The 25,481-nt window shown below is 74.0% G+C and carries 22 protein-coding genes and 1 pseudogene; 15 read left to right on the forward strand and 8 right to left on the reverse strand.

Going from position 1 to position 25,481, the window contains the following annotated elements; translation table 11 throughout:
- Nucleotides 1–146: 146 nt before the first annotated feature.
- The 4 genes from AB0469_RS16170 (at nt 147) to AB0469_RS16185 (ending at nt 2,812) form a co-directional block, all read left to right on the forward strand.
- Nucleotides 147–785 (forward strand): AIM24 family protein, encoded by a 639-nt coding sequence (locus tag AB0469_RS16170; protein WP_366452020.1) that lies wholly within the window; start codon nt 147–149, stop codon nt 783–785.
- A complete protein-coding gene (locus AB0469_RS16175; RefSeq protein ID WP_366452021.1) occupies nt 785–1,435 on the forward strand; it encodes an AIM24 family protein in 651 nt (216 codons plus the stop codon). The genes AB0469_RS16170 and AB0469_RS16175 overlap by 1 nt, the downstream gene beginning before the upstream one ends.
- Complete coding sequence (locus tag AB0469_RS16180) at nt 1,432–2,250, forward strand: AIM24 family protein (RefSeq protein ID WP_366452022.1); 819 nt, start codon at nt 1,432–1,434, stop codon at nt 2,248–2,250. Before AB0469_RS16175 ends, AB0469_RS16180 begins: the two co-directional genes overlap by 4 nt.
- Before the next feature lie 85 nt (nt 2,251–2,335).
- Nucleotides 2,336–2,812 carry a MarR family transcriptional regulator gene (locus tag AB0469_RS16185; RefSeq protein WP_366452100.1) on the forward strand — a complete coding sequence of 159 codons (477 nt, stop codon included), beginning with the start codon at nt 2,336–2,338 and terminating at the stop codon, nt 2,810–2,812.
- A 91-nt stretch (nt 2,813–2,903) separates the two neighbouring features.
- On the opposite strand, the gene meaB is transcribed toward AB0469_RS16185, so the two are convergent.
- Together meaB and AB0469_RS16195 are read right to left on the reverse strand one after the other, a co-directional pair.
- The gene (gene meaB / locus AB0469_RS16190; protein ID WP_366452023.1) at nt 2,904–3,866 is read right to left on the reverse strand and encodes a methylmalonyl Co-A mutase-associated GTPase MeaB; all 963 of its coding nucleotides are present in this window, start codon (nt 3,864–3,866) and stop codon (nt 2,904–2,906) included.
- A gap of 11 nt (nt 3,867–3,877) precedes the next feature.
- Nucleotides 3,878–5,080, reverse strand: a complete 1,203-nt coding sequence (locus AB0469_RS16195; RefSeq protein WP_042820733.1) for an acetyl-CoA C-acetyltransferase — start codon at nt 5,078–5,080, stop codon at nt 3,878–3,880.
- A 146-nt stretch (nt 5,081–5,226) separates the two neighbouring features.
- Here AB0469_RS16195 and mce point away from each other — a divergent pair, with 146 nt between their 5' ends.
- The 6 genes and pseudogenes from mce (at nt 5,227) to AB0469_RS16225 (ending at nt 14,357) form a co-directional block, all read left to right on the forward strand.
- Nucleotides 5,227–5,655 (forward strand): methylmalonyl-CoA epimerase, encoded by a 429-nt coding sequence (gene mce / locus AB0469_RS16200; protein WP_042820734.1) that lies wholly within the window; start codon nt 5,227–5,229, stop codon nt 5,653–5,655.
- A gap of 180 nt (nt 5,656–5,835) precedes the next feature.
- Entirely contained in the window at nt 5,836–10,524 is a 4,689-nt protein-coding gene (gene scy / locus AB0469_RS16205; protein WP_366452024.1) for a polarized growth protein Scy, read from the forward strand.
- Between the two features lie 194 nt (nt 10,525–10,718).
- The gene (locus tag AB0469_RS16210) at nt 10,719–11,657 is read left to right on the forward strand and encodes a cellulose-binding protein (RefSeq protein WP_042811317.1); all 939 of its coding nucleotides are present in this window, start codon (nt 10,719–10,721) and stop codon (nt 11,655–11,657) included.
- A 146-nt stretch (nt 11,658–11,803) separates the two neighbouring features.
- Nucleotides 11,804–12,132, forward strand: a pseudogene (locus tag AB0469_RS16215) (ABC transporter ATP-binding protein); the annotation flags it as partial.
- Nucleotides 12,133–12,360: 228 nt separating this feature from the next.
- The gene (locus AB0469_RS16220; RefSeq protein ID WP_366452025.1) at nt 12,361–13,482 is read left to right on the forward strand and encodes an ABC transporter ATP-binding protein; all 1,122 of its coding nucleotides are present in this window, start codon (nt 12,361–12,363) and stop codon (nt 13,480–13,482) included.
- Nucleotides 13,479–14,357, forward strand: a complete 879-nt coding sequence (locus tag AB0469_RS16225) for an ABC transporter permease (RefSeq protein ID WP_366452026.1) — start codon at nt 13,479–13,481, stop codon at nt 14,355–14,357. The genes AB0469_RS16220 and AB0469_RS16225 overlap by 4 nt, the downstream gene beginning before the upstream one ends.
- 19 nt (nt 14,358–14,376) lie before the next feature.
- On the opposite strand, the gene AB0469_RS16230 is transcribed toward AB0469_RS16225, so the two are convergent.
- On the reverse strand, nt 14,377–14,703 hold the full coding sequence (locus AB0469_RS16230; RefSeq protein ID WP_366452027.1) for an ATP/GTP-binding protein: 327 nt from the start codon (nt 14,701–14,703) through the stop codon (nt 14,377–14,379).
- 251 nt (nt 14,704–14,954) lie between these two features.
- Here AB0469_RS16230 and AB0469_RS16235 point away from each other — a divergent pair, with 251 nt between their 5' ends.
- The gene (locus tag AB0469_RS16235; protein ID WP_366452028.1) at nt 14,955–15,986 is read left to right on the forward strand and encodes an LLM class flavin-dependent oxidoreductase; all 1,032 of its coding nucleotides are present in this window, start codon (nt 14,955–14,957) and stop codon (nt 15,984–15,986) included.
- A gap of 92 nt (nt 15,987–16,078) precedes the next feature.
- Here the strand turns inward: AB0469_RS16235 and AB0469_RS16240 are convergent, their stop codons facing one another.
- Nucleotides 16,079–16,471 carry an SCO5389 family protein gene (locus tag AB0469_RS16240; protein WP_042811577.1) on the reverse strand — a complete coding sequence of 131 codons (393 nt, stop codon included), beginning with the start codon at nt 16,469–16,471 and terminating at the stop codon, nt 16,079–16,081.
- 219 nt (nt 16,472–16,690) lie between these two features.
- On the opposite strand from AB0469_RS16240, the gene nucS reads away from it, so the two are divergent.
- Nucleotides 16,691–17,362 carry an endonuclease NucS gene (nucS, locus tag AB0469_RS16245; protein ID WP_366452029.1) on the forward strand — a complete coding sequence of 224 codons (672 nt, stop codon included), beginning with the start codon at nt 16,691–16,693 and terminating at the stop codon, nt 17,360–17,362.
- 69 nt (nt 17,363–17,431) lie between these two features.
- Here nucS and AB0469_RS16250 read toward each other — a convergent pair whose 3' ends face one another.
- The 4 genes from AB0469_RS16250 to AB0469_RS16265 all read right to left on the reverse strand — a co-directional run bounded on the left by AB0469_RS16250 (nt 17,432) and on the right by AB0469_RS16265 (nt 22,564).
- Nucleotides 17,432–20,242 (reverse strand): ATP-binding protein, encoded by a 2,811-nt coding sequence (locus AB0469_RS16250; RefSeq protein WP_366452030.1) that lies wholly within the window; start codon nt 20,240–20,242, stop codon nt 17,432–17,434.
- A 219-nt stretch (nt 20,243–20,461) separates the two neighbouring features.
- Nucleotides 20,462–21,103 (reverse strand): LysE family translocator, encoded by a 642-nt coding sequence (locus tag AB0469_RS16255; protein ID WP_366452031.1) that lies wholly within the window; start codon nt 21,101–21,103, stop codon nt 20,462–20,464.
- Nucleotides 21,104–21,211: 108 nt separating this feature from the next.
- Nucleotides 21,212–21,535: an STAS domain-containing protein gene (locus AB0469_RS16260; RefSeq protein ID WP_344165298.1), complete on the reverse strand. Its 324-nt coding sequence runs from the start codon at nt 21,533–21,535 to the stop codon at nt 21,212–21,214.
- Nucleotides 21,536–21,715: 180 nt separating this feature from the next.
- Complete coding sequence (locus tag AB0469_RS16265; protein ID WP_366452032.1) at nt 21,716–22,564, reverse strand: 3-hydroxyacyl-CoA dehydrogenase family protein; 849 nt, start codon at nt 22,562–22,564, stop codon at nt 21,716–21,718.
- 182 nt (nt 22,565–22,746) lie between these two features.
- On the opposite strand from AB0469_RS16265, the gene AB0469_RS16270 reads away from it, so the two are divergent.
- The 3 genes from AB0469_RS16270 (at nt 22,747) to AB0469_RS16280 (ending at nt 25,320) form a co-directional block, all read left to right on the forward strand.
- On the forward strand, nt 22,747–23,319 hold the full coding sequence (locus AB0469_RS16270; RefSeq protein WP_366452033.1) for a cob(I)yrinic acid a,c-diamide adenosyltransferase: 573 nt from the start codon (nt 22,747–22,749) through the stop codon (nt 23,317–23,319).
- A 148-nt stretch (nt 23,320–23,467) separates the two neighbouring features.
- On the forward strand, nt 23,468–24,667 hold the full coding sequence (locus tag AB0469_RS16275) for a histidine kinase (RefSeq protein WP_366452034.1): 1,200 nt from the start codon (nt 23,468–23,470) through the stop codon (nt 24,665–24,667).
- On the forward strand, nt 24,664–25,320 hold the full coding sequence (locus tag AB0469_RS16280) for a response regulator transcription factor (RefSeq protein WP_366452035.1): 657 nt from the start codon (nt 24,664–24,666) through the stop codon (nt 25,318–25,320). Before AB0469_RS16275 ends, AB0469_RS16280 begins: the two co-directional genes overlap by 4 nt.
- The last annotated feature ends 161 nt before the right edge of the window (nt 25,321–25,481 follow it).

Consider the following 25,481-nt stretch of genomic DNA (forward strand, 5'->3'; position numbering starts at 1 on the left):
GGCCGGGGACCGGGGGGCCGTTCCAGTGTCTCAGCAGTCCCCGGGGATCTTCGGGCGGGGGGCCGGAAGCCCCAACCCCGGTGAATGTGGCGCATATCGGCTTCCCGGCCCTGTTCGGTGCCGCCCGGTACCGATACCGTCACCCCGTGGCTCAGTTCCGACTCCAAGGCAGCAAGGTGCTGGCCGTCGCACTGACCGGGGACGCCGTGAAAGCGAAGAACGGCTCCATGGTCGCGTACGACGGGCAGATGGCCTTCAAGAAGATGACGGGCGGCGGCGAAGGCCTCCGCGGGATGGTGACGCGCCGGCTGACCGGCGAGCAGATGACCGTGATGGAGGTGCAGGGGCACGGCACCTGCTACTTCGCGGACCGCGCGAGCGAGATCAACCTGGTCGACCTGCGCGGCGAGAAGCTGTACGTCGAGTCCAGCAACCTGCTGTGCACCGACGCCTCCCTGCGCACCGGCACGACGTTCACCGGCCTGCGCGGGGCGAGCACCGGCAACGGGCTCTTCACCACGACCGTGGAGGGCACCGGCCAGGCGGCGATCATGTCCGACGGCCCGGCGGTGGTGCTGCGCGTCAGCGCCCAGTACCCGCTCTCGGTGGACCCGGGCGCGTACATCGCCCACACCGGCAACCTCCAGCAGTCCTTCCAGTCGGGGATCAACTTCCGCACCCTGATCGGCGAGGGCTCCGGCGAGGCGTTCCAGATCCGTTTCGAGGGCGAGGGCCTGGTGTACGTGCAGCCCAGCGAGCGCAACACGGTCGGGGGCGACATCTGATGCCGTTCCGCGAGATCAACTCGAAGATGGTCGAGGCCCAGGTCGTCCCCGGGCAGAAGATGTACAGCCAGCGCGGGGCGATGCTCGCCTACCGCGGCGACGTCTCCTTCACGCCGAGCATCACCGGCGGCCAGGGCGGCGTCATGAGCATGATCGGCCGCCGGGTGGCCAACGAGCAGACCCCGCTGATGGAGGTCGAGGGCAGCGGCACGGTGATGTTCGGCCACGGCGGCCACCACATCCAGGTGATCAACCTCCAGGGCGACACCCTCCACGTCGAGGCCGACCGGCTGCTCGCCTTCGACGGCACCCTCCAGCAGGGCACCATGTTCATGGGCTCGCAGGGCGGCGTCATGGGCATGGTGCGCGGCCAGGTGACGGGCCAGGGCCTGTTCACCACCACCCTCAAGGGCCACGGCGCGGTCGCCGTGATGGCCCACGGCGGGGTCATCGAGCTCCCCATCACCCCGAACCGGCCGGTCCACGTCGACCCGCAGGCGTACGTGGCCCACCACGGGGACGTCAGGAACAAGCTCTCCACCGCGCTCGGCTGGCGGGACATGGTGGGGCGCGGCTCGGGCGAGGCGTTCCAGCTGGAGCTCTCCGGCCAGGGCGCGGTCTACGTACAGGCCTCGGAGGAGAAGCTGTGAACTTTGGCCCCGTGACCGGCGGGCCGGGCGGCCCGACGGTCTTCGACCCGTACACGCTGCCCTCCGACGACAACGTGAACGCGTACACCTTCTGCGTGGAGCTCAAGGGGAACCAGTGGTTCCTGCAGAAGGGCAAGATGATCTCGTACTACGGGCGCATCGAGTTCAACGGCATCGGCCACGGCCGCTTCGACCGGCTGCTGCGCACCAGCTTCCACTCGCCGCTGCACGCGAGCGACTGGGTGGTCGCCGAGGGCCAGGGCAAGATGCTCCTGGCCGACCGGGCCTTCGACGTGAACTCGTACGACCTGGACGACGGGAACCTGACCATCCGGTCGGGGAACCTGCTGGCCTACCAGCCCACGCTGGCCCTGAAGCAGTCGATCGTCCCGGGATTCCTGACGCTGATCGGAACCGGGAAGTTCGTGGCGGCGTCCAACGGACCGGTGGTCTTCATGGAGCCGCCGCTGCGGGTGGACCCGCAGGCGCTGGTGGGCTGGGCGGACTGCCCCTCCCCGTGCCACCACTACGACCACGGCTACATGTCCGGCGTGATCGGCGGGCTGCGCGCGCTGACCGGCATCGGCGGCACCTCGGGCGAGGAGCACCAGTTCGAGTTCGTCGGCGCGGGCACGGTGCTGCTCCAGTCGACCGAGCTGCTGATGGCGGAGCAGTCGGTCGGCGAGGTGGGCGCCGGGGCGGCCACGGGCAACGCCCAGGGCGTTCCGGGGGCCGGCCAGGGTCCGCTGGGGCAGCTGGGGGTGCCGCGGATGCCGGGGCAGCTGGGCGACCTGCAGCGGCGACTCGGCCTGTGAGGCGCCTCCCGCCCCACGGGCCGGGAAGATCTTCCTATTTTTGTACGTAATTCAACTTCTTAGGTAGAGTTCATTCATGGAGACGATGGAGACCGAGACGGCCACCCGCTGGCTTACCGACGCGGAACAGTGCGCCTGGCGCACCCACCTGGACGTCAGCAGACTGCTGATGCACCAGCTGGAAAAGGATCTCCAGCCCTTCGGACTCACCAACAACGACTACGAGATCCTGGTCAACCTCTCGGAGTCGGAGGGCCACCGGATGCGCATGAGCGACCTGGCCACCGCGACCCTCCAGTCGAAGAGCCGGCTGTCCCACCAGATCACCCGCATGGAGGCCGCGGGCCTGGTGCGCCGGGTCAACTGCGAGTCCGACCGGCGCGGCCTGTACGCCGTGCTCACCGACGAGGGCATGGAGACCATGCGCAAGGTCGCCCCGCACCACGTGGCGTCCGTCCGGGAGCACTTCATCGACCTGCTCCCCCCGGAGGCCCTCCAGGCGCTGCGCAGCTCGCTGGCGCCGGTCGCGGAGCACCTGCGCGGCACCCGCGGAAAGATCTAGCAGCGGCCGTCCGGAGCCCCCGGACGGCCCGTACGCGCGCCGGAGGGGCGGGGGAAGTGCTTCCCCCGCCCCTCCGGCGTCCCCGGGCGCCTCAGCGCTCGGTCAGGCTCTCCAGCAGCGCGTCGGCCGCCGCGTACGGGTCCAGCTCCCCGGCCGCGACCCGCGCGGCCAGGCCGCCCAGGTGCGCGTCGCCGTGCACGTCGGCGAGGCGCCCGCGCAGCGCGGTGATCGCGATGGTCTCCACCTCGCGCGCGGCCCGCGCGGTCCGCCGCTCGGCGAGCACCCCGCGCTCGTCCATCCACGCCCGGTGCTTCTCCAGCTGCTCGACCAGCTCGTCGATGCCCTGGGCCCGGGCCGCGACCGTCTTGACGATCGGCGGGCGCCAGTCGCCCGGGCCCCGGGACTCGCCCAGGCCCAGCATGTGGTTCAGCTCCCGGGCGGTCGCGTCCGCGCCGTCCCGGTCGGCCTTGTTCACCACGTACACGTCGCCGATCTCCAGGATCCCGGCCTTCGCGGCCTGGATCCCGTCGCCCATCCCGGGCGCGAGCAGCACCACCGAGGTGTCGGCCTGCGAGGCGATCTCCACCTCCGACTGCCCGACGCCGACCGTCTCGACCAGGATCACGTCGCAGCCGGCCGCGTCCAGCACCCGGATCGCCTGCGGCGCCGCCCAGGCGAGCCCGCCCAGGTGCCCGCGGGTGGCCATGGAGCGGATGTAGACCCCCGGGTCGGAGGCGTGGTCCGACATGCGGACCCGGTCGCCGAGCAGGGCCCCGCCCGAGAAGGGCGAGGACGGGTCCACCGCGAGCACGCCGACCCGCTTGCCGGCCTTGCGGTAGGCCGTGACCAGGGCCGAGGTCGAGGTCGACTTGCCGACCCCGGGAGAGCCCGTCAGGCCGACCACGTACGCGCCGCCCGTGAGCGGGGCCAGGGCGGCCATGACCTCGCGCAGGTGCGGGGACGCCCCCTCGACCAGTGAGATCAGCCGGGCCACGGCCCGCGGCCGGCCCTCGCGGGCCTGCGCCACCAGCGCGGGGACGTCCACCGTCGCCATCAGCGCAGCACCTACGCCTTCGGGACGCGGATCACGAGGGCGTCGCCCTGGCCGCCGCCGCCGCACAGCGCGGCCGCGCCGACCCCGCCGCCGCGCCGCTTGAGCTCCAGCGCCAGGTGGAGCACCACGCGGGCGCCGGACATGCCGATCGGGTGGCCCAGGGCGATCGCGCCACCGTTGACGTTCACCTTTTCCGGGGTCACGCCGAGGTCCTTCATTGACTGCACGGCGACCGCCGCGAAGGCCTCGTTGATCTCGATCAGGTCCAGGTCGGCGACCTCCAGGCCCTCCTTCCCCAGGGCGTGCAGGATCGCGTTCGAGGGCTGCGACTGGAGGGAGTTGTCGGGGCCGGCCACGTTGCCGTGGGCGCCGATCTCGGCGATCCACTCCAGGCCCAGCTCCTCGGCCTTGGCCTTGCTCATCACGACCACGGCGGCGGCGCCGTCGGAGATCTGCGAGGAGGTGCCGGCGGTGATGGTCCCGTCCTTCGCGAACGCCGGGCGCAGCTTGCCCAGGGACTCCACCGTGGTCTCCGGGCGGATGCCCTCGTCGGCGGCGAAGACCACCGGGTCGCCCTTGCGCTGCGGGATCTCGACCGGGGTGATCTCGGCCTCGAAGACGCCGTTCTTCTGCGCGGCGGCGGCCCGCTGGTGCGAGGCGGCGGCGAACTCGTCCTGCGGCGCGCGCTCGATGCCCAGGCGCGTGTTGTGCTTCTCCGTGGACTCGCCCATCGCGATGTTCTCGAAGGCGTCGGTGAGGCCGTCGTAGGCCATCGCGTCCAGCATCTCGATCGCGCCGTACTTGTAGCCCTCGCGGGACTTCGGCAGCAGGTGCGGGGCGTTGGTCATCGACTCCTGGCCGCCCGCGACCACGACGTCGAACTCGCCCGCGCGGATGAGCTGGTCGGCGAGGGCGATGGCGTCGAGGCCCGACAGGCACACCTTGTTGATCGTGAGCGCCGGCACGTTCATGGGGATGCCGGCCTTGACGGCGGCCTGGCGGGCGGGGATCTGGCCCGCGCCGGCCTGGAGCACCTGGCCCATGATCACGTACTGGACCTGGTCGCCGGAGATCCCGGCCCGCTCCAGCGCGGACTTGATGGCGAAGCCGCCGAGGTCGGCGCCCGAGAAGGACTTCAGGGAGCCGAGCAGCCGCCCCATGGGCGTGCGGGCCCCGGCGACGATCACGGAGGTGGTGTTGTTCGTTCCGGACATGAGGGCGAATCCCCTTTCAGCGGGGAAGCTGAGGAGTGAACGAGGGTTTACCTGAATGTACTGAGCAGTACCCGCGCCGTCACCGGGCAGTCGGTGTGATCGCTGGCACGTTGCGTGACGACCCTCCTCGGCGGTGCACTGGACCCATGCTGACAAGAATCGACCACATCGGGATCGCCTGCTTCGACCTGGACAAGACCGTCGAGTTCTACCGTGCCACGTACGGCTTCGAGGTGTTCCACACCGAGGTCAACGAGGAGCAGGGCGTCCGCGAGGCCATGCTGAAGATCAACGGGACCTCCGACGGCGGCGCCTCCTACCTCCAGCTCCTGGAGCCCACCCGCGAGGACTCCGCGGTGGGCAAGTGGCTCGCCAAGAACGGCGAGGGCGTGCACCACATCGCCTTCGGCACGGCGGACGTCGACGGCGACGCCGAGGCCATCCGCGGCAAGGGCGTCCGGGTCCTCTACGACCAGCCCCGCATCGGCTCGATGGGCTCCCGGATCACCTTCCTCCACCCCAAGGACTGCCACGGAGTCCTCACCGAACTCGTCACGAGCAACCCTGATCACTGATGCCCCCATTCCCCGGCCGGTAGAGTGGCCATGGCTCGGCCGGGGTTCGGCGCGGAGACGGGGCGGGACCTGTAACCCCTGCCCCGGTTTCTGACACCATTTCCCCGGGGGCGTCGTTCAGCGGGCGAGCGATGCTCAATTGAGATGAGCTTGCGACCAGGGGACGGACGGGACCGCGCTGTGCTCGGCTACGAAAGCCAGGAGAGCCATCAGGCTGAAGCCGACCATCTCACGCGCCTCGAAGCCGAGATGGAGCGGCTGAGGAAGGAGCGCGGGAAGGCAGTCCAGCACGCCGAGGACCTGGGCTACCAGGTCGAGGTGCTGCGGGCCAAACTGCACGAGGTGCGGCGCGCCCTCGCGTCCCGGCCCGCCTACGACGGCGCGGACATGGGATACCAGGCGGAGCAGCTGCTGCGCAACGCCCAGATCCAGGCCGACCAGATGCGCTCCGACGCCGAGCGCGAACTGCGCGACGCCCGGGCACAGACCCAGCGCATCCTCCAGGAGCACGCCGAGCACCAGGCGCGCCTCCAGGCCGAGCTGCACACCGAGGCCGTCAACCGCCGCCAGCGGCTGGACCAGGAGCTCAACGAGCGCCGCCAGACCGTCGAGGCGCACGTCAACGAGAACGTCGCCTGGGCCGAGCAGCTGCGCGCCCGGACCGAGTCCCAGGCCCGCCGGCTCATGGAGGAGTCCCGCGCCGAGGCCGAGCAGGCTCTCAACGCCGCCCGCGCCGAGGCCGCGCGGACCGCCGAGGAGGCCCGCCGCCGGCTCGCCGCCGACGCCGAGGCCGCCCGTGCCGAGGCCGAGTCCTCGCTGCTGCGCGCCCGCAAGGAGGCCGAGCGGCTGCTGGCCGCCGCCTCCGCGCAGGCCCAGGAGGCCACCGAGCACGCCGAGCGGCTGCGCTCCACCACCACCGCCGAGGCCGAGCAGACCCGGCAGCAGACCCTGGACCTCGGCCGGGTGGCCGAGGCGCGCGTCCAGGAGGCCGACGGGGCGCTGCGCGCGGCCCGGGCGGAGGCGGAGACCCTGCTCGCCGAGGCCAAGGAGAGCGCCGCCCGGCAGCTCGCCTCGGCCGAGTCCGTCAACGAGCAGCGCACCCGCACCGCGAAGGAGCAGGTCGCCCGGCTGGTCGGCGAGGCCACCAAGGAGGCCGAGGTCCTCAAGGCCGAGGCCGAGCACGCGCTGGCCGACGCCCGCGCGGAGGCGGAGCGGCTGCGCACCGAAGCGGGCGAGCAGGCCCGTACGGCCGCCGCCGAGGACATGGCGGCGCAGCTGGCGAAGGCGGCCCGGACCGCCGAGGACGTGCTGAACAAGGCCTCGGAGGACGCCCGGGCCACCACCCGCGCCGCCTCCGGGGAGGCCGAGCGGATCCGCCGCGAGGCGGAGGCCGAGGCGGAGCGGCTGCGCGCCCAGGCGGCCGACGCGGCCGCCGAGCTCAAGGGCGCCGCGAAGGACGACACCGAGGAGTACCGGGCCCGTACGGTCGAACTCCAGGAGGAGGCGCGGCGGCTGCGCGGCGAGGCCGAGCAGCTGCGCGCCGAGGCCGTCGCCGAGGGCGAGCGGATCCGCGGCGAGGCCCGCCGCGAGGCGGTCCAGCAGATCGAGGAGGCGGCCAAGACCGCCGAGGAACTCCTGGGCAAGGCCAAGGCGGACGCCGACGAGCTGCGCTCCGGCGCGAGCGCCGAGAGCGAGCGGGTCCGCGCCGAGGCCGTGGAGCGGGCCACCACCCTGCGCCGGCAGGCCGAGGAGACCCTGGAGCGCACCCGCGCCGAGGCCGAGCGGCTGCGCGCCGAGGCCGAGGAGGCGGCCGGCGCGGTCGCCGCCGAGGCGGACGCGGCGGCCCGGGCGCGGCGCGAGGAGACCGAGCAGGCGCTGGCGGCCAAGCGGGCGGAGGCCGACGCGGAGCTGGTGCGGCTCCAGTCGGACGCCGAGGCCCGCCTGACGTCGGCCGAGCAGACCCTGCGCGAGTCCCGTCTGGCGGCGGAGAACATCCGCAAGGAGACCACCGAGGAGAGCGACCGGCTGCGCGCCGAGTCGGCGGAGCGGATCCGCACCCTCCAGGGCCAGGCGGAGGCGGAGGCCGAGCAGCTGCGCTCCGAGGCCGCGCAGGACGCCGGACGCGTCCGGGCGGAGGCCGAGCTGGTCTCCGTACGGATGCGCGCCGAGGCGGAGGCCGAGTCGGAGCGGGTGCGCACGGAGGCGCAGGAGACCGCGGACCGGCTGCGCGCCGAGGCGAAGGCGGCGGCCGAGCGGGTCGCCGAGGAGGCCGCCGAGGCGCTGGCCGCCGCCCAGGAGGAGGCCGCCCGGCGCCGCCGCGAGGCCGAGGAGACCCTGTCGGCGGCCCGTACGGACGCGGGCAACGAGCGGGCCCAGGCCCGCGAACAGAGCGAGGAGCTGCTGGCGCAGGCCCGCAAGCGCTCGGAGGAGGCGCAGGCCGAGGCGGCCCGCCTGACCGAGGAGGCGGAGGTCCGCGCGGCGGAGCTGGTCGCGGCGGCCGAGGCCACCGCCCAGCAGGTGCGGGACTCCGTCGCCGGGCTGCACGAGCAGGCCGAGGAGGAGATCGCCGGGCTGCGCAGCGCGGCAGAGCACGCGGCGGAGCGCACCCGCGGCGAGGCCGAGGAGGAGGCGGACCGGGTCCGCGCCGACGCCCACGCCGAGCGGGACCGGGCCGCCGAGGACGCGGCGCGCGTGCGCCGCGAGGCCAAGGTCGAGACGGACGCGGCGAAGTCGCTGGCCGAGCGCACGGTCGGCGACGCCATCGCCGAGGCCGAGCAGCTGCGCGCCGACACGGCCGAGTACGCGCAGCGCGTGCGGACCGAGGCGACCGACGCCCTGGCGGCGTCCGAGCGCGACGCGGCGCGGACCCGGGCGGACGCCCGTGACGACGCCAACCGGATCCGGAACGAGGCGGCGGAGTCCCTGGAGGCCTCCCGCGCCGAGGGTGCCCGGATCACGGCCGAGGCGACGGCGGAGGCGGAGCGGGTCACCGAGGAGACCCTCGCGGCCAACGAGCTGACGGTCGCCGAGGCCACCGCCGAGGCCGAGCGCCTCACGGCGGAGGCCGAGCAGGCGGCCGAGGCCACCCGCGCCGAGGCGGCCTCCGTCCTGGACGAGGCCCGCGCCGAGGGCAACCGGCTGCGTACCGAGGCCGCCGAGCAGGCCGACCGGCTGATCACCGAGGCCGCCGCCGAGGCGGAGCGGCTGACGGAGGAGACCCGCGCGGCCAACGAGCTGACGGTCGGCGAGGCCGCCGAGCAGGCCGAGCGCCTCACGACGGAGGCCGAGGCGGCGGCGGAGGCCGCCCGCACCGAGGCCCAGGCCGTGCTGGACGAGGCCCGTGCCGAGGGCAACCGGCTGCGCAGCGAGGCGGCCGAGCAGGCCGACCGGCTGATCACCGAGGCCGCCGCCGAGGCGGAGAAGCTGACGGCGCAGGCCGCGGCGACGCTGGCCGCGGCGGAGCGGGATTCGGCCAGGATCCTGGTGGACTCCCGCGCCGAGGGCGACCGCCTCATCGAGGAGACCCGCGCGGCCAACGAGCTGACGGTCGGCGAGGCCGCGGCCGAGGCCGACCGGCTGGCCACCGAGGCGGAGCAGACCCTCGACGAGGCCCGCGCGGAGGGCGGCCGGATCGTCGGCGAGGCCACCGCGGAGGCGGAGCGCGTCACGGCCGCGGCGAACGAGACCCTGGCGAGCGCCGAGCGCGAGGCGGAGCAGACCCTCGACGAGGCGCGCGCCGAGGGCAACCGGCTGCGCACGGAGGCCGCCGAGCAGGCGGACCGGCTCATCACCGAAGCGGTGTCCGAGTCGGAGAAGCTCACCGAGCAGACCCGCAAGGACAACGAGCGCACGGTCGGCGAGGCGGCCGACGAGGCGGAGCGGCTGCGCGCCGAGGCCGCCGAGACGCTGTCCTCGGCCCAGGAGCACGCGACGCGCACGCGTTCCGAGGCGGAGCGGGTGAAGGCGGAGGCCGCCACCGAGGCGGACCGCACCCGTACCGAGGCCCGCGAGGAGGCCGAGCGGGCGCTGGACGAGGCCCGCGAGGAGGCCAACAAGCGCCGCCGCGAGGCCGCGGAGCAGGTCGACCGGCTCATCACCGAGGCCGTGGCGGAGGCCGACAAGCTGACCACCGACGCGGGCCGGCAGGCCCTGGCCGCCACCACGGCGGCCGAGGAGCAGGCCGACGCGATGGTGGACGCGGCGCGCAAGGAGGCCGCGCGGATCGGCTCGGAGGCCACGGTCGAGGGCAACTCCCTGGTGGAGAAGGCCCGTACGGACGCCGACGAGCTGCTGGTCGGGGCGCGTACGGACGCGGCCGCCATAAGGGAGCGGGCGGAGGAGCTGCGCTCCCGCGTCGAGTCCGAGGTCGAGGAGCTGCACGAGCGTGCCCGCCGGGAATCGGCGGAGCAGATGAAGTCGGCCGGCGAGCGCGTGGACAAGCTGGTCCGGGCGGCGACCGAGCAGAGCGCCGAGGCGGAGGCGAAGGCGAAGGAGCTGCTGTCGGACGCGAGCAGCGAGGCGAGCAAGGTCCGCATCGCCGCCGTGCGCAAGGCCGAGACGCTGCTCAAGGAGGCCGAGCAGAAGAAGGCGGAGCTGTCGCGGCAGGCCGAGCGGGCCCTCGCGGAGGCGCAGGCGGAGGCGGAGCGGCTGGTCGAGGAGGGCCGGCGCGAGCTGGAGGTCCTGGTGCGCAGGCGCGAGGACATTCAGGCCGAGATCTCCCGTGTCCAGGACGTTCTTGAGGCGTTGGAATCATTCGAGGCGCCTTCGGGTGGCGGGAAGTCGTCCATGGGCGGCCAGGGTTCGGGGGGCGTGAAGGCCGGCGCTTCGGCGGGGTCCACTCGTTCGGGTGGCAAGGGATCGGACGGGTAGTCGGAACGCAGGATGTGTGCTTCCGAGGGAGGTTCAGTCGAAGGAGTGACAATCATTCCGTCGCCTTGCCACTCAAAAGGGGTGTCATTGTCCAGGGCAAACGCGGATTGACTCGATGACACGCCGTCCGGGCGCCTAGGATTCCCCTCAACACCTCACGTAGCACCTCATCGGTCTCATTCGACAGGAACCCCATGAGCGACACTTCCTCCCCCTTCGGCTTCGAGCTCGTGCGGCGTGGTTACGACCGCGGTCAGGTGGACGACCGCATTACCAAGCTGGTCTCCGACCGCGACAGCGCCCTAGGACGTATCAACTCTCTGGAAAAGCGGATCGAGGAGCTGCACCTCGAAACGCAGAACGCCCAGGCCCAGGTGAGCGACGCGGAGCCGTCGTACGCCGGTCTCGGCGCCCGGGTCGAGAAGATCCTGCGGCTGGCCGAGGAGGAGGCGAAGGACCTGCGCGAGGAGGCCCGTCGCGCGGCCGAGCAGCACCGTGAGCTGGCCGAGTCCGCCGCGCAGCAGGTGCGCAACGACGCCGAGTCGTTCGCCGCGGACCGGAAGTCGAAGGCGGAGGACGAGGGCGTCCGCATCGTCGAGAAGGCGAAGGGCGACGCCGCCACCCTGCGTGCCGAGGCCCAGAAGGACGCCGCCTCCAAGCGGGAGGAGGCCGACGCCCTCTTCGAGGAGACCCGCGCCAAGGCCGCCCAGGCCGCCGCGGACTTCGAGACCAACCTGGCCAAGCGCCGCGAGCAGTCCGAGCGCGACCTCGCCTCCCGTCAGCAGAAGGCCGAAAAGCGCCTTGCGGAGATCGAGCACCGTGCCGAACAGCTCCGCCTGGAGGCCGAGAAGCTGCGTACGGACGCCGAGCGCCGCGCCCGCCAGACCGTGGAGACCGCGCAGCGCCAGGCCGAGGACATCGTCGCCGACGCCAACGCCAAGGCCGACCGCATCCGCAGCGAGTCCGAGCGCGAGCTGGCGGCGCTGACCAACCGCCGCGACTCCATCAACGCCCAGCTGACCAACGTCCGCGAGATGCTGGCGACGCTGACCGGTGCGGCCGTGGCCGCCGCCGGCTCCCCGATCGACGACGAGCCGGTCACCCGCGGCGTCCCGGCGCAGCAGAGCCGCTAGCAACTGCCGTACGCCCGCGTGCGGATACACCCCCGTGCGCACGCGAGCTGCTTCCCGGTAGTCGACATCGGGCATCCAGGGCCGTACATCACCCTTCCGAGGTGGCGTACGGCCCTGCCGCGTTCCCGTACGGCCGCGCGCCGGCAGCACGGAGGAAGTCGAAAGGATTTTCGCTCGAAATGGGCCAGCGGCTGGGAATCACCGCCGCCCTGCCGGGCGGTCCGGAGATCCTGATGTCCGACCAACCTGTCAATGGTCTGAACCCCGAGGGAATTCACCGGATCCGCAATCCGATGAAGGGCCTGGTGCGGGAGGGAAGGACGATCTTCATCCCCTCTCTTCCCCTGAGTGAAATGACACGCGCCGCGGACCGTTTACCGGCCATTCGGACAGGGAATGCTCCTCCGACTTGTCGAGGGCGGATTTCATCCGGCAGAACTCGCGCGGTTGCGTCCGCCTGCACGCACCGCGGCGGCCCGTGGGTCCTGGCCGCCCTGGGAGGCGACTGCCCCGCCCCCGGGAAGCGGGACGCCTGACGGCCGGGTCCGCCTCAGGACGGACGTCCCGCGTACTACGGGAAAACCCCGGGCCGGATCTCAGGGAGAGCTCAGGGATCCGGTCCCGGCGGGAACCGGCCGCGGCTCGATATCCTCTTAGGGCATAGGCGGGCGAGAGCCGTCCGCGGCCGACAAGGGGCAGCACGATGATCGAGGCAGTCGGCCTGACGAAGCGTTTCGGCAGCAAGACCGCGGTCGACGGACTGTCCTTCCAGGTCAAGCCGGGCCACGTGACCGGCTTCCTCGGGCCCAACGGGTCCGGCAAGTCGACCACCATGCGCATGATCCTCGGGCTGGACCGGCCCACCGCCGGTCACGTCACGATCAACGGCCTGCCCTTCCGGGACCTCCCGAACGCCCAGCGGCACGTCGGCGCCCTGCTCGACGCCAAAGCCGTGCACGGCGGCCGGCGGGCCCGGACGCACCTGCTGGCCATCGCCCAGCTCTCCGGGATCCCCGAGAAGCGGGTGGACGAGGTCCTCGGCGTGGTCGGCCTCCAGGCCGCGGCCCGCCAGCGGACGAAGGGCTTCTCGCTCGGCATGGGCCAGCGGCTCGGCATCGCGGCCGCCCTCCTCGGCGACCCGCAGGTGCTGCTCTTCGACGAGCCGGTCAACGGCCTCGACCCCGAGGGCATCCTCTGGGTCCGGAACCTGATGCGGCAGCTCGCCGCCGAGGGCCGCACCGTCTTCGTCTCCTCGCACCTGATGAGCGAGATGGCCCTGACCGCCGACCACCTGATCGTGATCGGCCGGGGACGGCTGCTGGCCGACATGAGCACGCAGGACTTCATCACGCACAACTCGGCCGGATTCGCGCGGGTCCGCGCCGCCGACGGGGAGACCGCGGGCCGCGGGACCCTGGCGACCGCGCTGGCCAAGGCGGGCGGCCGCGTCCTCCAGGAGCCCGACGGGGCGCTGCGGGTCACGGGGCTGGAGCTCCCGCGGATCGGCGACCTCGCGCACGCGGCCGGCGTACGGCTGTGGGAGCTGTCCCCCCACCGGGCCTCGCTGGAGGAGGCCTACATGCGGATGACCCAGGCCTCCGTGGAGTACACCTCCTCCGACGACCCCCGCGCCGAGCTCTGGGAGCCCGAGCCGCTGTCCGTCCCCGCGTGGGAGGACGAGGACGAGACGGCCGTCGCACCCGAGACCGCGGCGAGCTTCTTCGCTCCCCCGCCCCCGGGAGCGCAGCGGCGGCCCTTCCTGATGCCGGACAGCGCCGCCGACCTGGCCCCCTCCCCCCAGCACACCCCCGAGGACCCCCGATGACCACCACCCCCGCCGGGAAGCCGACGGCGAGCGCGCCCGCGCCGAGCGGGTCCGCGCCGAGCGGGTCCGGCGCCTACAGCTCCCCGCTGCCGACCCCCCGGCCGCACCTGGGGCACGCGCTGGCCTCGGAGTGGACCAAGCTGACCTCCGTGCGCTCCACCCTGTGGACGCTCGGCTCGCTCGTGGCGCTGGTCGTCGGCGTCGGCATGCTGGCCGTGGTCCAGACCGCGTCCCGGGACTACGAGAGCCTGCCCTACCCCGCGCCGGCCCTCTTCGGGCTGATGGTCGGCCAGCTCGCCGTGATCGTGCTCGGCGTGCTGACGATCTCCTCCGAGTACGGCACGGGCCTGATCCGCACCACCTTGACCGCCGCCCCCGACCGGCTGCGGGTGCTCACCGCGAAGTACCTGGTCTTCGGCTCGGTCGCGTTCCTCACCACCACCTGCTCGGTGGGGTTCGTCGGCCTGTGGGCGGCGATCCTGCACAGCGGGCCCGCCGCCGGGCCGCACGGCCTCGCCGAGTGGGCGGGCGCGCTGGCCGGCTGTGCCTACGTGACCCTGCTGGGCCTGCTCGCCCTGGCCGTCGGGGCGCTCGTGCGGCACTCGGCGGGCGCCATCGCGGTGATGCTCGGCCTGGTCACCATGCCGCCGGTGCTCGGTTCGATACTGATGGCCTGGCCGGTCACGAGCGGGGTGGGGTCGGTGGTCCTGCGCTACAACGCGCCCGTCGGCCTCTTCCAGCTCTTCGGCGTGCAGGACGGCGGGGTGGCCGGTTCGACGATGCCCAGCGACGTGGCCCAGATGACCCTGCTCGTCCTGGTGACGGCGGGCGCGATCGCCGCCTCCTACGCCGTCGTCCGCCGCCGGGACGTCTGAGCCGCGGCGGCCGCGCCGCTCAGTACCGCGGCGCGTTGCGGGACCGCTGCACCTTGGAGGTGCGGCGGTCCTTCGCGTTCCAGCAGGCCTTGTGCCAGTGCCGACGGTCGTCCACGCCGCCGTACTCGGGCCAGGCCACCACGTGCGGGGTGCCCGCGGGGATCTCCTGGTCGCAGCCCGGGCAGCGGTAGCGCTTGCCCGCCGCTCCGGCGCCCGAGACGTGCCGGACCTTCCACTCCTCGCCCAGGTACTCCTCGGTGCGCTCCAGCCCGTACCGGTCGTAGCCGGAGCCGGGCCGTTCGTCCGGGGTCTCGCCGCCCCGGGGGCGGTTGTGGCGCGGTGACACGTATACCTCACGGAGGGGCTGCGGACGGTGACTTTCCCCCAGACTACGCGCAGCGGACCGCGCCGCCCCCAGGGTGTCCGGTGAAGGCCCTCCTCCGAACGGAACTGGCCCGACTATCTCAATAACTTTCGTGTCAGGCCGTGCCTTTGGCACGTGTCAGACGTTGTTGCCATCGGACATCGATGCCATGAACGAGCAAAGTGCCGGTCCACCTGGGGGAGGCCGCGCCAGCCGCGAGGAGGCCAAGGGCGATGCGCGTAGGAGCGTTTGTAGTGGCGGCCCAGTTCCCGGGCCAGGGACAGGGGGAGGCGCTGCACCGGGCGGTGCGGACCGCCGAGGTGGCGGAGGGGTCCGGGCTCGACTCGGTCTGGCTCGCCGAGCACCACTTCGTCCCGTACGGGGTCTGCCCGTCGGCGGTCACGCTGGCCGCGCTGCTGCTGGGGCGGACCCGGCGGCTGCGGGTGGGCACGGCCGTGAGCGTGCTGCCCAACACGCACCCGGTGGCGCTCGGGGAGCAGGCGGCCCTGCTCCACGTCACCTCCGGCGGCCGGTTCACCCTCGGGGTGGGGCGGGGCGGGCCGTGGGTGGACCTGGAGGTGTTCGGGGGCGGCCTGGAGGCGTACGAGTCCGGGTTCCCGGAGGACCTCGACCTGCTGCGGCGCTGGCTGGCCGAGCCGCGGGTGGGGGCGGCCGGCGAGCGGTACGGCTTCCGCGAGGTGGCCGTCGTGCCCCGCCCGGACCAGGCGCTGGACGGGGACGGGACGGGGCCGGAAGTGATCGTCGCGTGCACCTCCCCCGCGTCGGTGCGGACGGCCGCGCGGCGCGGGCTGCCGATGCTGCTGGGCATGCACTGCGGGGACGAGGAGAAGGCGGGGATGGTCGCGCTCTGGCGGGAGACGGCGCTGGCCGCCGGGCACGCGCCGGAGGCCGTCCGGGGCGCCGGGCACGTGTCGGCCGGGGTGTGCCAGCTGGCGGACCGTACGGGCGACGCCCGCGAGACCCTGCTGAAGGCGATGCCGGGCTGGCTCCGGCAGGGCCTCGACGCGCACGTGACGGTGGACGGCCGGGCCCGCTCGATGCGCGACCCGCACGCCTACACGGAGCTGCTGTGCGACCTGCACCCGGTCGGCACGCCGCGGCTCGCGGCGGACCGGCTGGCGGCCACCGCGGAGCGGACGGGCATCACGCGCTTCGCCCTGCTGGCGGAGGGCTCCGGCGACCTCGCCGCGACGGAGGAGAACGTCCGGCGTCTGGGCACGGAGGTCCTGCCGCTGCTGGCGTGACCCGCAGCGGCCCCGGCGCGTACGGCCTGGGCTGCCGCCCCGGTGTCCGTCGCCCTGCGGCGACACGGAGCGGCAGCGGAGTACCGGTCCCGCTAGCAGTCGCGCAGTTCGGGCGACTGGTTGAGCAGCTGGCCGCGGATCGAGGTGAACTTGGCCAGCCGGCCGTCCACCGAGGGGTCCAGCGGGAACACCGCGACGCGGTGGCAGTTCTGGAAGGCCAGGCGCACCCCGAAGTGCCGCTGCAGCGCACCCCTGATCGCGTCACTCGCGAGCGCGCGCAGCAGCTGGCCGCGCGCCTGCTCGTCCGGCGGCGGCGTCTGGTTGTCGGCGAACTCTCCGCCCTCAACCTCCAGCTGGGCCACCAACGAGCTGATCATCTCCCACGCGTAGGGCAGGGAGGTCCGGACGCAGTCGACGAAGGCGGCTTCGTCGACCTCGCCTCGCTCGGCCTGTTCGAGTAGGGCCGGTGAGACGTCGAGCGACATGGGTTCTCCTCTCGTGACCCCGGCGTCTGGGTCGCCGGAGTCCTGCGGGCAGGGAGGGAGGCCGCGACGCAGTGTGCACGCTCGGCAACCTCCCGCTCACCACGGTAGGCGCCCACCGGGTGGCGCACCAGGAGAATGCGCATACAACGCGCCATCGGCGAACGGGGCTTTCAGGGGCGAATCGCGTGAAGGCCCGTCGGTCGAGTAGCGTTGCCGACCATGCGTCTCGTCATTGCCCGCTGCTCCGTCGACTACGCGGGCCGGCTCACCGCCCATCTGCCCTCGGCACCCCGTCTGATCCTCGTGAAGGCCGACGGCAGTGTCTCGATCCATGCGGACGACCGGGCGTACAAACCGCTCAACTGGATGTCGCCTCCGTGCACCCTCAAGGAGGGGAGCGGGGACGACGCGAACGTCTGGACCGTCGTCAACAAGGCGGGCGAGAAGCTCATCATCACCATGGAGGAGGTCCTCCACGACTCGTCCCACGAGCTGGGCACCGACCCGGGCCTCATCAAGGACGGCGTCGAGGCGCACCTCCAGGAGCTGCTGGCCGACCGCATCGAGACGCTGGGCGAGGGCTACACCCTGATCCGGCGCGAGTACATGACGGCGATCGGCCCCGTGGACATCCTGTGCCGGGACGCGGCGGGCGCGACGGTGGCCGTGGAGATCAAGCGGCGCGGCGAGATCGACGGCGTCGAGCAGCTGACCCGGTACCTGGAGCTGCTGAACCGCGACCCGCACCTGGCGCCGGTGCGCGGTGTCTTCGCGGCGCAGGAGATCAAGCCGCAGGCGCGGGTTCTGGCCAATGACCGGGGCATGGACTGCGTGGTCCTGGACTACGACGCCCTGCGCGGCATCGAGGACGACAAGCTCCGCCTGTTCTGACGCACGCGGACCGGACGGCCCCCCGAGCTCCGGCTCGGGGGGCCGTCGTGCGTGCGCGGGCCGCCGGGCTCAGCCGCGGGTCGTCGAGGAGCTCGCGGAGGAGCCCGTCGTCGGGCCGGAGGCCGTCGCGGTCGACGTGGACGTGGACGTGGCGGTCGGCGTCGGCGTGGGGGTCGGGGTGGGCGTCGGTGTCGGCGTCGGCGTGGGGGTCGGCGTGGGCGTGGGGGTCGGCGTCGGCGTGGGCGTCGGCGATGCCGGGGGCTGCGAGGTGGCCGTCCCGGTCGGCGTCGGGGAGGCGGAGGCCGCCCCGCTGCCGCCCGGCTGGGGGGCCGGGGACGACCGACCGGGCCCGGCCGGGCGGGCCGGCTCGCCCGCCGGGTCGTCGCCGCCGGTGCCGGGCACCTGCGGGACGTGCGGGGACACCTGCGCCGAGGGGCTGGACGACACCGAGGGGGACTGCGGGTCCTCCGCGCCGTCCGAGGCCAGCGCGAGGCCGATGACCGTGCCGAGCGCCGCCACGGTGAGCACCCCGGCCGCCCCGAGCAGGGCCGTCCGGCGCCGCCGGGCCCGGGCGGCGGCCGCCGCCGGGTGCGGGCCGGCCGGGCGGGGCGGTGCGGGACGGGCGGGCGCGGGCGGCGGGAAGGCGTTCCCGAAGACCGCCGAGAGGTTCGCGGGGGTCTCCGCGGGCGGCAGCTGGGCCCGGCGGATCACCGGGTTGACCTGGGTGACGGCCTCCGAACCCCGTGCGGGGGCGGCGGTCTGCCCGAGCCGGGCGGTGGCGGCCGTCGTCCCGGCGGCGGCCGCGGGGGCCGGGGACTGCTTGACGAGCTTCTCCGTGCGGGCGGTCGGGGCGGAGGCGGCCGGGGTCTTCTTCAGGGAGGTGGTCGGGGCCGTCGCCGACACCGGGGCGGGGGCCGTCGCCGGGGGCGTCTCCGCCGCCTTCGGGCCGGCCTCTGCGGGGGGCGTCGGAACGGGGTGCGGCGGGGCCTCCAGCCGCAGCGGCGGGGAGGCCGCCGCACCCAGTACCTCGCGGTCGGTGACCAGGGCCAGCGCCCGCCGTCCGGCGACCGTCCCGCGCTTGTCCGCGAGCGCGCCGCGCAGTCCGATCGAGGCCTCCAGCTCGGCGCGCGCCCGGTCCAGGCGCCCCTCGCACAGGGCGAGGACACCCAGCTCGTGGTGGAAGTACGCCTGCTCGGCGACCTCCCCGGCCTTCCGCGCGGCCTCCGACCCCGCACGCAGCACCCGCTCCCACGCGTCCCAGTGCAGCGAGGCCGCGAAGGCGGGCGCCGCGGTCCGGGCCAGGAGCACGGCGGCCACCACGTCGGCCCCGGCCAGCGCGGCGAGCACCGCGTCGGCCTCGGCCGCGACCCGCTCCGGGGTGACCGAGGCGTGCCCGGTCCACCAGGCGTAGTGCCGGGCGGCGGTACGGGCCTCCTCGGCGCCGGCGCCTCCGTACCCGGCCTCCTCCAGCTGCCGCGCGACGCCCTCGGCGAGCCGGAAGCGCGGTCCGACGGGGGTGACCAGCCCGCAGCCGAGCAGTTCGGCGACGGCCGCGTCCGCGTGGGTGTCGCCGACCAGCGCGGGCAGGTGCGCCGGGTGCGGGAGTTCCCCGCCCAGCGCGCAGGCGATCCGCAGGGCGGCGCGGGCCGACTCGCTCACCCGGGAGGCCAGCAGTTCGGCGGGGGCCGCGGCCTGGGCCAGGGTGGGCAGCGGCACGGGGGCGGGGTCGCGGGGGCGCTCCTCGAAGACCCCGGGCTCCTCGTCCTCGTCCCCGGCGGCCGTGCCGTTCAGCTCGTCGCGCTGGCGCAGCAGGGCGGCCGCCTGAACGAAGCGCAGCGGCAGGCCCTCGGAGGCGAACCGCAGGTCCCCGGCCCAGGCCGTCTCCGCCTCGGTCAGGGGCCGGCCGGTGAGCGCCTCCAGGAGCTCGGTGCAGCCGGCGCGGCCGAGGCCGCCGAGGAAGACCTCCTCCAGGTGGGAGTCGTCGGAGGGGGCCTTGGCGTCGGGGGTGGCGGCCAGGAGGTAGGCGCACTCGGGGGTGGCGCGCAGCAGTTCGTCCAGCGCGGGACCGCCCAGCTCCAGGTCGTCGAGGAGCACGATGGCGCCGATCTCGCGGACCCGCGCGAGGAGGGCCGTGCGGTCGGGGCGCCGGCCGGCGGTGTCGTACACGGTGGCGTAGAGGGCGTGGAGCAGCTCGGCTGGCTGCTGCTGGCCGTGGCCGCTGAGCCGGACGACGCCGTCGGGCGCCAGGTCGGCGCAGTCCCGGGCGACCGCGTCGAGCAGGGCGGTGCGGCCGGATCCGGCGGGGCCGGTCAGCCGGACGGAGCGGCCGCGCTGGAGCAGCCGTACGAGCCGCTCCCGCTCCTCGGTGCGCTCCAGGAGCGGGCGGGCGGGAGCGGGCGGCCCGGGCAGTGCGGGCGGCCGTGCGGCGGCGTCCCGGGCGGCGCGGGAGGACGCCTCCCGCTTGGCGGGGCGGCGGTCGGCGTCCGGGCCGGCGCCGGGCCGGTGGGGTTCGATCTCGCTGCCGTCGACGGGATTGACGGTGAGGGTGAACTCCCCGGCGGTCAGGGTCACGATCCGCGCGGGCGCGGCGGGCAGCGGCGGCACCCCGGCGCCGGGGGTACCGGCAGCGGTACCGGCGGCAGGGGTACCGGCAGCGGGCGTGCCGACTCCGGGCCCGCCCAGCACCGCTCCCCCGGCGCCCGGAGCCCCGGCCGCCGGTCCGGCGGGCGGTCGGCCCTCGGCCCGCTCCCCGGCCGGGCCGGCGTTGCGGTCCCCGGGCCGTTGCGTCCGGTCGTCCGGCCGCTCCTCGGGCCTCTGGTCCTCGGGCCTCTGGTCCTCGGGCCGCCGGCCCTCCCCGGGCTTCCCCTCTGTACGGTCCATGACCCCGTCCCCCCGCCTCGCGTCGCGCGCTCCGTCGCCGTCTTCCCTACCGCCCGGCCTCGCTCGCGCCGCTCGTCGCCACTGGTCCGGTTTCCGCCCGACCCTAAACGCTGCCGGGTCGCGCCGGAACCACGGGGGTACCTCCACCATAGGACCGTTACGTTCCCCGCCCGTACCCGCGGAAGCCGGAACTCCGCTGCTACCGGACGGTATCCGGGCTCAGTCCTTGCGGCCGGTCGCGGCGACGGCGACGCCCAGGCCGATCATGGTGAGCCCGCCGATCCCGCCGACGACGTCGAGCCGGCGCGGGGATCCGGCGAACCAGCCCCGGGTGGTGGCGGCGACGAGCCCCCAGACGCTGTCGGAGACGACCGCGATGAGGTTGAAGACCAGGCCGAGCAGGAGCATCTGGAGGACGACGTGGCCCCGGTCACGGTCGACGAACTGGGGCAGCACGGCGGCGAAGAAGACGATGGTCTTGGGGTTGGCCACGCCCACCACGAACCCCTCCCCCAGGGTCCGCAGCCCGCCGTGCGCGGCGGGGGCCGCCTCGGCGAGGGCCGCCCGCAGGGATCCGCGCCGGCGCACGGCCTTGACGCCCAGGTACACCAGGTAGGCGGCGCCGATCAGCTTCAGCGCCGTGAAGACGAGGACCGAGCGCTCGACGACGGTCCCCACCCCGAGGGCCACGGCCACGACCAGCACGTACGCCCCGAGCGTGTTCCCGGCCACCGTGGTCAGGGCGGCCCTGCGGCCCTGCGCCAGCGCCCGGCCGATCACGAAGAGCACGCTCGGACCGGGGATCACGATCAGCAGGAACGACATGGCCGCGAAGGCCAGCAGTCTGTCGGTGGACACCATGAGCCCATGAAAGCCGAGCCCGGCCCGCCCGCGCAGCCCCTTTTCCGCGGGCCGCCGCACGCCCGGCCGTCCGAACGCCCGCCCGCCCGGCGGCCCGTCGGCCCCGGATCAGACCCGGGGCAGGGACTCCGCCTCCAGCCCGCCCTCGATCGCGAGGATGCGGTGCAGCCGGGTGGCGACGAGCAGCCGCTGCATCCGGTCGGGCACCCCGCGCAGGACCAGCCGGCGGCCGGTCCGGCCGGCCCGCCGGTGCGCTCCCATGATCACGCCGAGTCCGGTCGCGTCCCAGGAGTCGAGCCCGGTCAGGTCGAGCACGAGGTCGCCGTGGCCGTCGTCGAGGGCGGTGTGGAGGGCGGTACGGGCGTCCGCCGCGCTGCGCACGTCGAGGCGGCCCCCGACAGCGAGTTCGGCGTGGTCGCCCCTGATGTGCATGTGTGCTCCCCGGCTGTACCTGCGTGCGTGTGGTCCGACGGATCCGTGGTCGGCTCGTGATCGGCTCGTGGTCGGCAACTCTCACCGCAACTGACTGCCCGGCGGGCGCTGAAGTTGCCGACCGTGAGCGAACCGATACCTAATTCACCCCGTAGGGTGCGGGGATTCGAACGGCCGTGCTCAGTGCTTGTAGAAGCCCTGCCCGCTCTTGCGGCCGATGTCGCCCGCGTCGACCATGCGGCGCATGAGCTCCGGCGGCGCGAACTTCTCGTCCTGGGACTCGGTGTAGATGTTGCTGGTGGCGTGCAGCAGGATGTCCACGCCGGTGAGGTCGGCGGTGGCCAGCGGGCCCATCGCGTGCCCGAAGCCCAGCTTGCAGGCGATGTCGATGTCCTCGGCGGAGGCCACGCCCGATTCGTAGAGCTTCGCTGCCTCGACGACGAGGGCGGAGATCAGGCGGGTGGTGACGAAGCCGGCGACGTCGCGGTTGACGACGATGCAGGTCTTGCCCACGGACTCGGCGAACGCGCGGGTGGTGGCGAGGGTCTCGTCGCTCGTCTTGTAGCCGCGGACCAGCTCGCAGAGCTGCATCATCGGGACGGGCGAGAAGAAGTGCGCGCCGACGACCCGCTCCGGGCGCTTGGTGACCGCCGCGATCTTGGTGATCGGGATGGCGGAGGTGTTGGAGGCGAGGACGGTGTCCTCGCGGACCAGGTCGTCCAGGGTGCGGAAGATCTCGTGCTTGACCTCGATCTTCTCGAAGACGGCCTCGACGACGATGTCCACGTCGGCGACCGCGTCGAAGTCGGTGGTCGTGGTGATGCGCGCGAGGGCCGCCTCGGCGTCCTCGGCCGTCATCCTGCCCTTGGAGACGAACTTGTCGTACGAGGCCTTGATCCCGTCCGTGCCCCGGGTCAGCGCGGCGTCGGTGACGTCCCGCAGGACGACGTCCCACCCCGCCTGAGCGGAGACCTGAGCGATCCCGGAACCCATCAGTCCCGCGCCGATGACGGCGAGCTTCCCAGCCACTGCACACCCCTCGTTGTTCTCAGTACGACCCGGCCTCGTAGCCTCTCCGGCGGAGACTAGCGTCCGTGAGGGGCCCAGTGACCGCGAAGTAACACGCGTCACGTCTCAGATGACGGACATCACACCGACACGGTCCAGCAGTGCGCGGGCCGCCCGCAGTTGGCCCGCACTACCCTGGCGCCATGGTGAACCTCACGCGCATCTACACCCGCACCGGCGACCAGGGCACGACCGCCCTGGGCGACATGAGCCGCACGCGGAAGACGGACCTGCGGATCTCCGCGTACGCCGACGCCAACGAGGCCAACGCCGCCATCGGGACCGCGATCGCGCTGGGCTCGCTGCCGGAGGAGGTCGTCAAGGTCCTGGTCCGCGTGCAGAACGACCTGTTCGACGTGGGCGCCGACCTGTGCACCCCGGTCGTCGAGGACCCCCAGTACCCGCCGCTGCGGGTGGAGCAGTTCTACGTCGACCGGCTGGAGGCGGACTGCGACGTCTTCAACGAGCGCCTGGAGAAGCTGCGCAGCTTCATCCTCCCGGGCGGCACCCCCGGCGCGGCCCTGCTGCACCAGGCCTGCACGGTGGTGCGCCGGGCGGAGCGCTCGACCTGGGCGGCACTGGAGGCGCACGGCGAGGTGATGAACCCGCTGACGGCCACTTACCTCAACCGGCTCTCCGACCTCCTGTTCATCCTGGCCCGCACGGCCAACAAGGAGGTCGGGGACGTGCTCTGGGTACCGGGCGGCGAGCGCTAGAGCTTCGCCCGGGAGGGTCCGGCGTCCCGGCCCGCGGCCGGGTCGCCGCCGTTCCCCGGCCGACGAACCCCGACTGCACCCTTCGATGTAGCGCCCTCTCCGCCCCCGTACCGAGGCCGCGCCGCCCGGCACCGTGTTGGATGGGACCGTGACCCCCGAGATCCCCCGCCCCCACCGCGACGACGTCCTGATCGCGGCGACCAGCACCCTGGTCGGTCTCCTGCTGTGGTCGCTCGGGGTCCACAGCACCGGCACCGGGGGCACCGGCTACCGGCACCACCTGCCCGTCTGGGCCGCACTGGTCCCGATGCTCGCGACCGGCGGCATGGAGCTCCTGCGCCGCACCGCGCCCAACGTCACCCTGGTGGTCGGCACCCTCGCGGTGGTCGCCGACCAGTTCACGGTGGGCAGCATCGCCACCGTCGTGATGTTCACCGACCTGATGTACGCGGCCGTGGTCTACGGGAAGCCCTCCATGGCCCGGCGCCTGCCGGTCACCACCGGCCTGATCACCGTCGTCGTCACCATCGCGACCCTGGCCTGGCTGCGCTCCCCGCAGGCCCTGATGATCGGCGTGCTCACGGGGATCGTCAGCTTCGCCCCGGCCCTGACCGGCGCCACCCTGCGCAACCACCGCGAGGCCGCCGAGGCCGCCCGGCTGCGCGCCGAGCAGACGGCGCTGCTGGCCGAGATGGACCGTACGCAGGCCGTGGCGGCCGAGCGCGCCCGGATGGCCCGCGAGCTGCACGACATGGTCGCCAACCACCTCTCCGCCATCGCCATCCACTCCACCGCCGCGCTGTCCATCGACTCCCCCGCCACCAGCCGCGAGGCCCTCGGGGTGATCCGCGAGAACAGCGTCCAGGGGCTCGCCGAGATGCGCCGGCTGATCGGGCTGCTGCGCGAGGCGGGGGCCGGGCAGGAGGCCGCGCCCGTCCCCTCCCTCGACGGGCTGGAGGCCCTGTTGGAGCGGGCCCGGGCGAACGGCACCGCGAGCGGGCTGGACTTCGTGCTGCACGACGCGCGCCGGCGGGCGGCGCCGCTGCCGGCCCCGGTGGAGCTGGCGGCGTACCGGATCGTCCAGGAGTCGCTGACCAACGCCCTCAAGCACGCCGCCGCCGGCACGGTCGCCGTCCGGGTCGCGCGGGAGGACGGCCTGCTGACGGTGGCGGTGGACTCCCCGTACGGGGACCGGCCGGGGCCGCGCGCGCCGGGCTCCGGGGCGGGGCTGGTCGGCATGCACGAGCGGGCGGACCTGCTCGGCGGAAGGTTCACGGCGGGCCCGCGGGGGCCCGTCTGGCAGGTGCGGGCGGAACTGCCCGCGGAGGACGGGGCGGTACCGGAATGAGCATCAGGGTCGTGGTGGCGGAGGACCAGCGGGCGGTACGGGCCGGGCTGGTGCTGATCCTGCGCAGTGCGGGCGACGTCGAGGTGGTGGGCGAGGCCGCCGACGGCGAGGAGGCGGTGCGGCTGGCCCGGGAGCTGCGGCCGGACCTGGTCCTCATGGACGTGCAGATGCCGGTCCTCGACGGGGTGGAGGCCACCCGCCGGGTGGCCGCGGAGGGCCTGGCCGACGTGCTGGTGCTGACCACCTTCGACCTCGACGAGTACGTGTTCGGGGCCCTGCGGGCGGGGGCCGCGGGCTTCCTGCTCAAGGACGCGGACGCGGCCGAGCTGATCGCGGCGGTGCGGACGGTGGCGCGCGGCGAGGGCCTGATCGCGCCCGCGGTGACCCGTCGGCTGATCGCCGAGTTCGCCGCGCCGCGGCCGGTCCGCCCGGCCGCGCGGCCGGAGGCGGCCGCCGCGGTGGAGTCGCTGACCCGGCGCGAGCGGGAGGTGCTGGGGGCGCTGGGCGAGGGGCTGTCGAACGCGGAGATCGCCGTACGGCTGGAGATGGCGGAGGCCACGGTGAAGACGCACGTCAGCAGGTTGCTGGCGAAGCTGGAGCTGCGCAGCCGGGTCCAAGCGGCCGTACTGGCGCGGGAGTTGGGCATCCCGTAGGCCGCCCGGGGGTGAGGTCTGGACCTCTTGACGGTTGGTACAGACCTTTCTAGTCTCACCGCATCACTGTGGTGAGCGTGCCATGACAAAGATCGCTTCCGGCGTGCTCACGGGCGGCGCAGGTCCCATCCCCAGTGCCGGTCGGCCCCCGACCGGCACGG

Source organism: Streptomyces sp. NPDC093801 (genome assembly GCF_040701585.1).
In the GTDB taxonomy this organism is placed as follows: Bacteria; Actinomycetota; Actinomycetes; order Streptomycetales; family Streptomycetaceae; genus Streptomyces.

Excerpts from the sequence above, each read along its gene's own strand:
- AB0469_RS16175 (WP_366452021.1), top strand. The coding sequence starts at position 785 with ATGCCGTTCCGCGAGATCAACTCGAAGATGGTCGAGGCCCAGGTCGTC.
- AB0469_RS16185 (WP_366452100.1), top strand. The coding sequence starts at position 2,336 with ATGGAGACCGAGACGGCCACCCGCTGGCTTACCGACGCGGAACAGTGC.
- meaB (WP_366452023.1), bottom strand. The coding sequence starts at position 3,866 with ATGGCGACGGTGGACGTCCCCGCGCTGGTGGCGCAGGCCCGCGAGGGC.
- AB0469_RS16195 (WP_042820733.1), bottom strand. The coding sequence starts at position 5,080 with ATGTCCGGAACGAACAACACCACCTCCGTGATCGTCGCCGGGGCCCGC.
- mce (WP_042820734.1), top strand. The coding sequence starts at position 5,227 with ATGCTGACAAGAATCGACCACATCGGGATCGCCTGCTTCGACCTGGAC.
- AB0469_RS16210 (WP_042811317.1), top strand. The coding sequence starts at position 10,719 with ATGAGCGACACTTCCTCCCCCTTCGGCTTCGAGCTCGTGCGGCGTGGT.
- AB0469_RS16220 (WP_366452025.1), top strand. The coding sequence starts at position 12,361 with ATGATCGAGGCAGTCGGCCTGACGAAGCGTTTCGGCAGCAAGACCGCG.
- AB0469_RS16225 (WP_366452026.1), top strand. The coding sequence starts at position 13,479 with ATGACCACCACCCCCGCCGGGAAGCCGACGGCGAGCGCGCCCGCGCCG.
- AB0469_RS16235 (WP_366452028.1), top strand. The coding sequence starts at position 14,955 with ATGCGCGTAGGAGCGTTTGTAGTGGCGGCCCAGTTCCCGGGCCAGGGA.
- AB0469_RS16240 (WP_042811577.1), bottom strand. The coding sequence starts at position 16,471 with ATGTCGCTCGACGTCTCACCGGCCCTACTCGAACAGGCCGAGCGAGGC.
- nucS (WP_366452029.1), top strand. The coding sequence starts at position 16,691 with ATGCGTCTCGTCATTGCCCGCTGCTCCGTCGACTACGCGGGCCGGCTC.
- AB0469_RS16250 (WP_366452030.1), bottom strand. The coding sequence starts at position 20,242 with ATGGACCGTACAGAGGGGAAGCCCGGGGAGGGCCGGCGGCCCGAGGAC.
- AB0469_RS16255 (WP_366452031.1), bottom strand. The coding sequence starts at position 21,103 with ATGGTGTCCACCGACAGACTGCTGGCCTTCGCGGCCATGTCGTTCCTG.
- AB0469_RS16260 (WP_344165298.1), bottom strand. The coding sequence starts at position 21,535 with ATGCACATCAGGGGCGACCACGCCGAACTCGCTGTCGGGGGCCGCCTC.
- AB0469_RS16270 (WP_366452033.1), top strand. The coding sequence starts at position 22,747 with ATGGTGAACCTCACGCGCATCTACACCCGCACCGGCGACCAGGGCACG.
- AB0469_RS16280 (WP_366452035.1), top strand. The coding sequence starts at position 24,664 with ATGAGCATCAGGGTCGTGGTGGCGGAGGACCAGCGGGCGGTACGGGCC.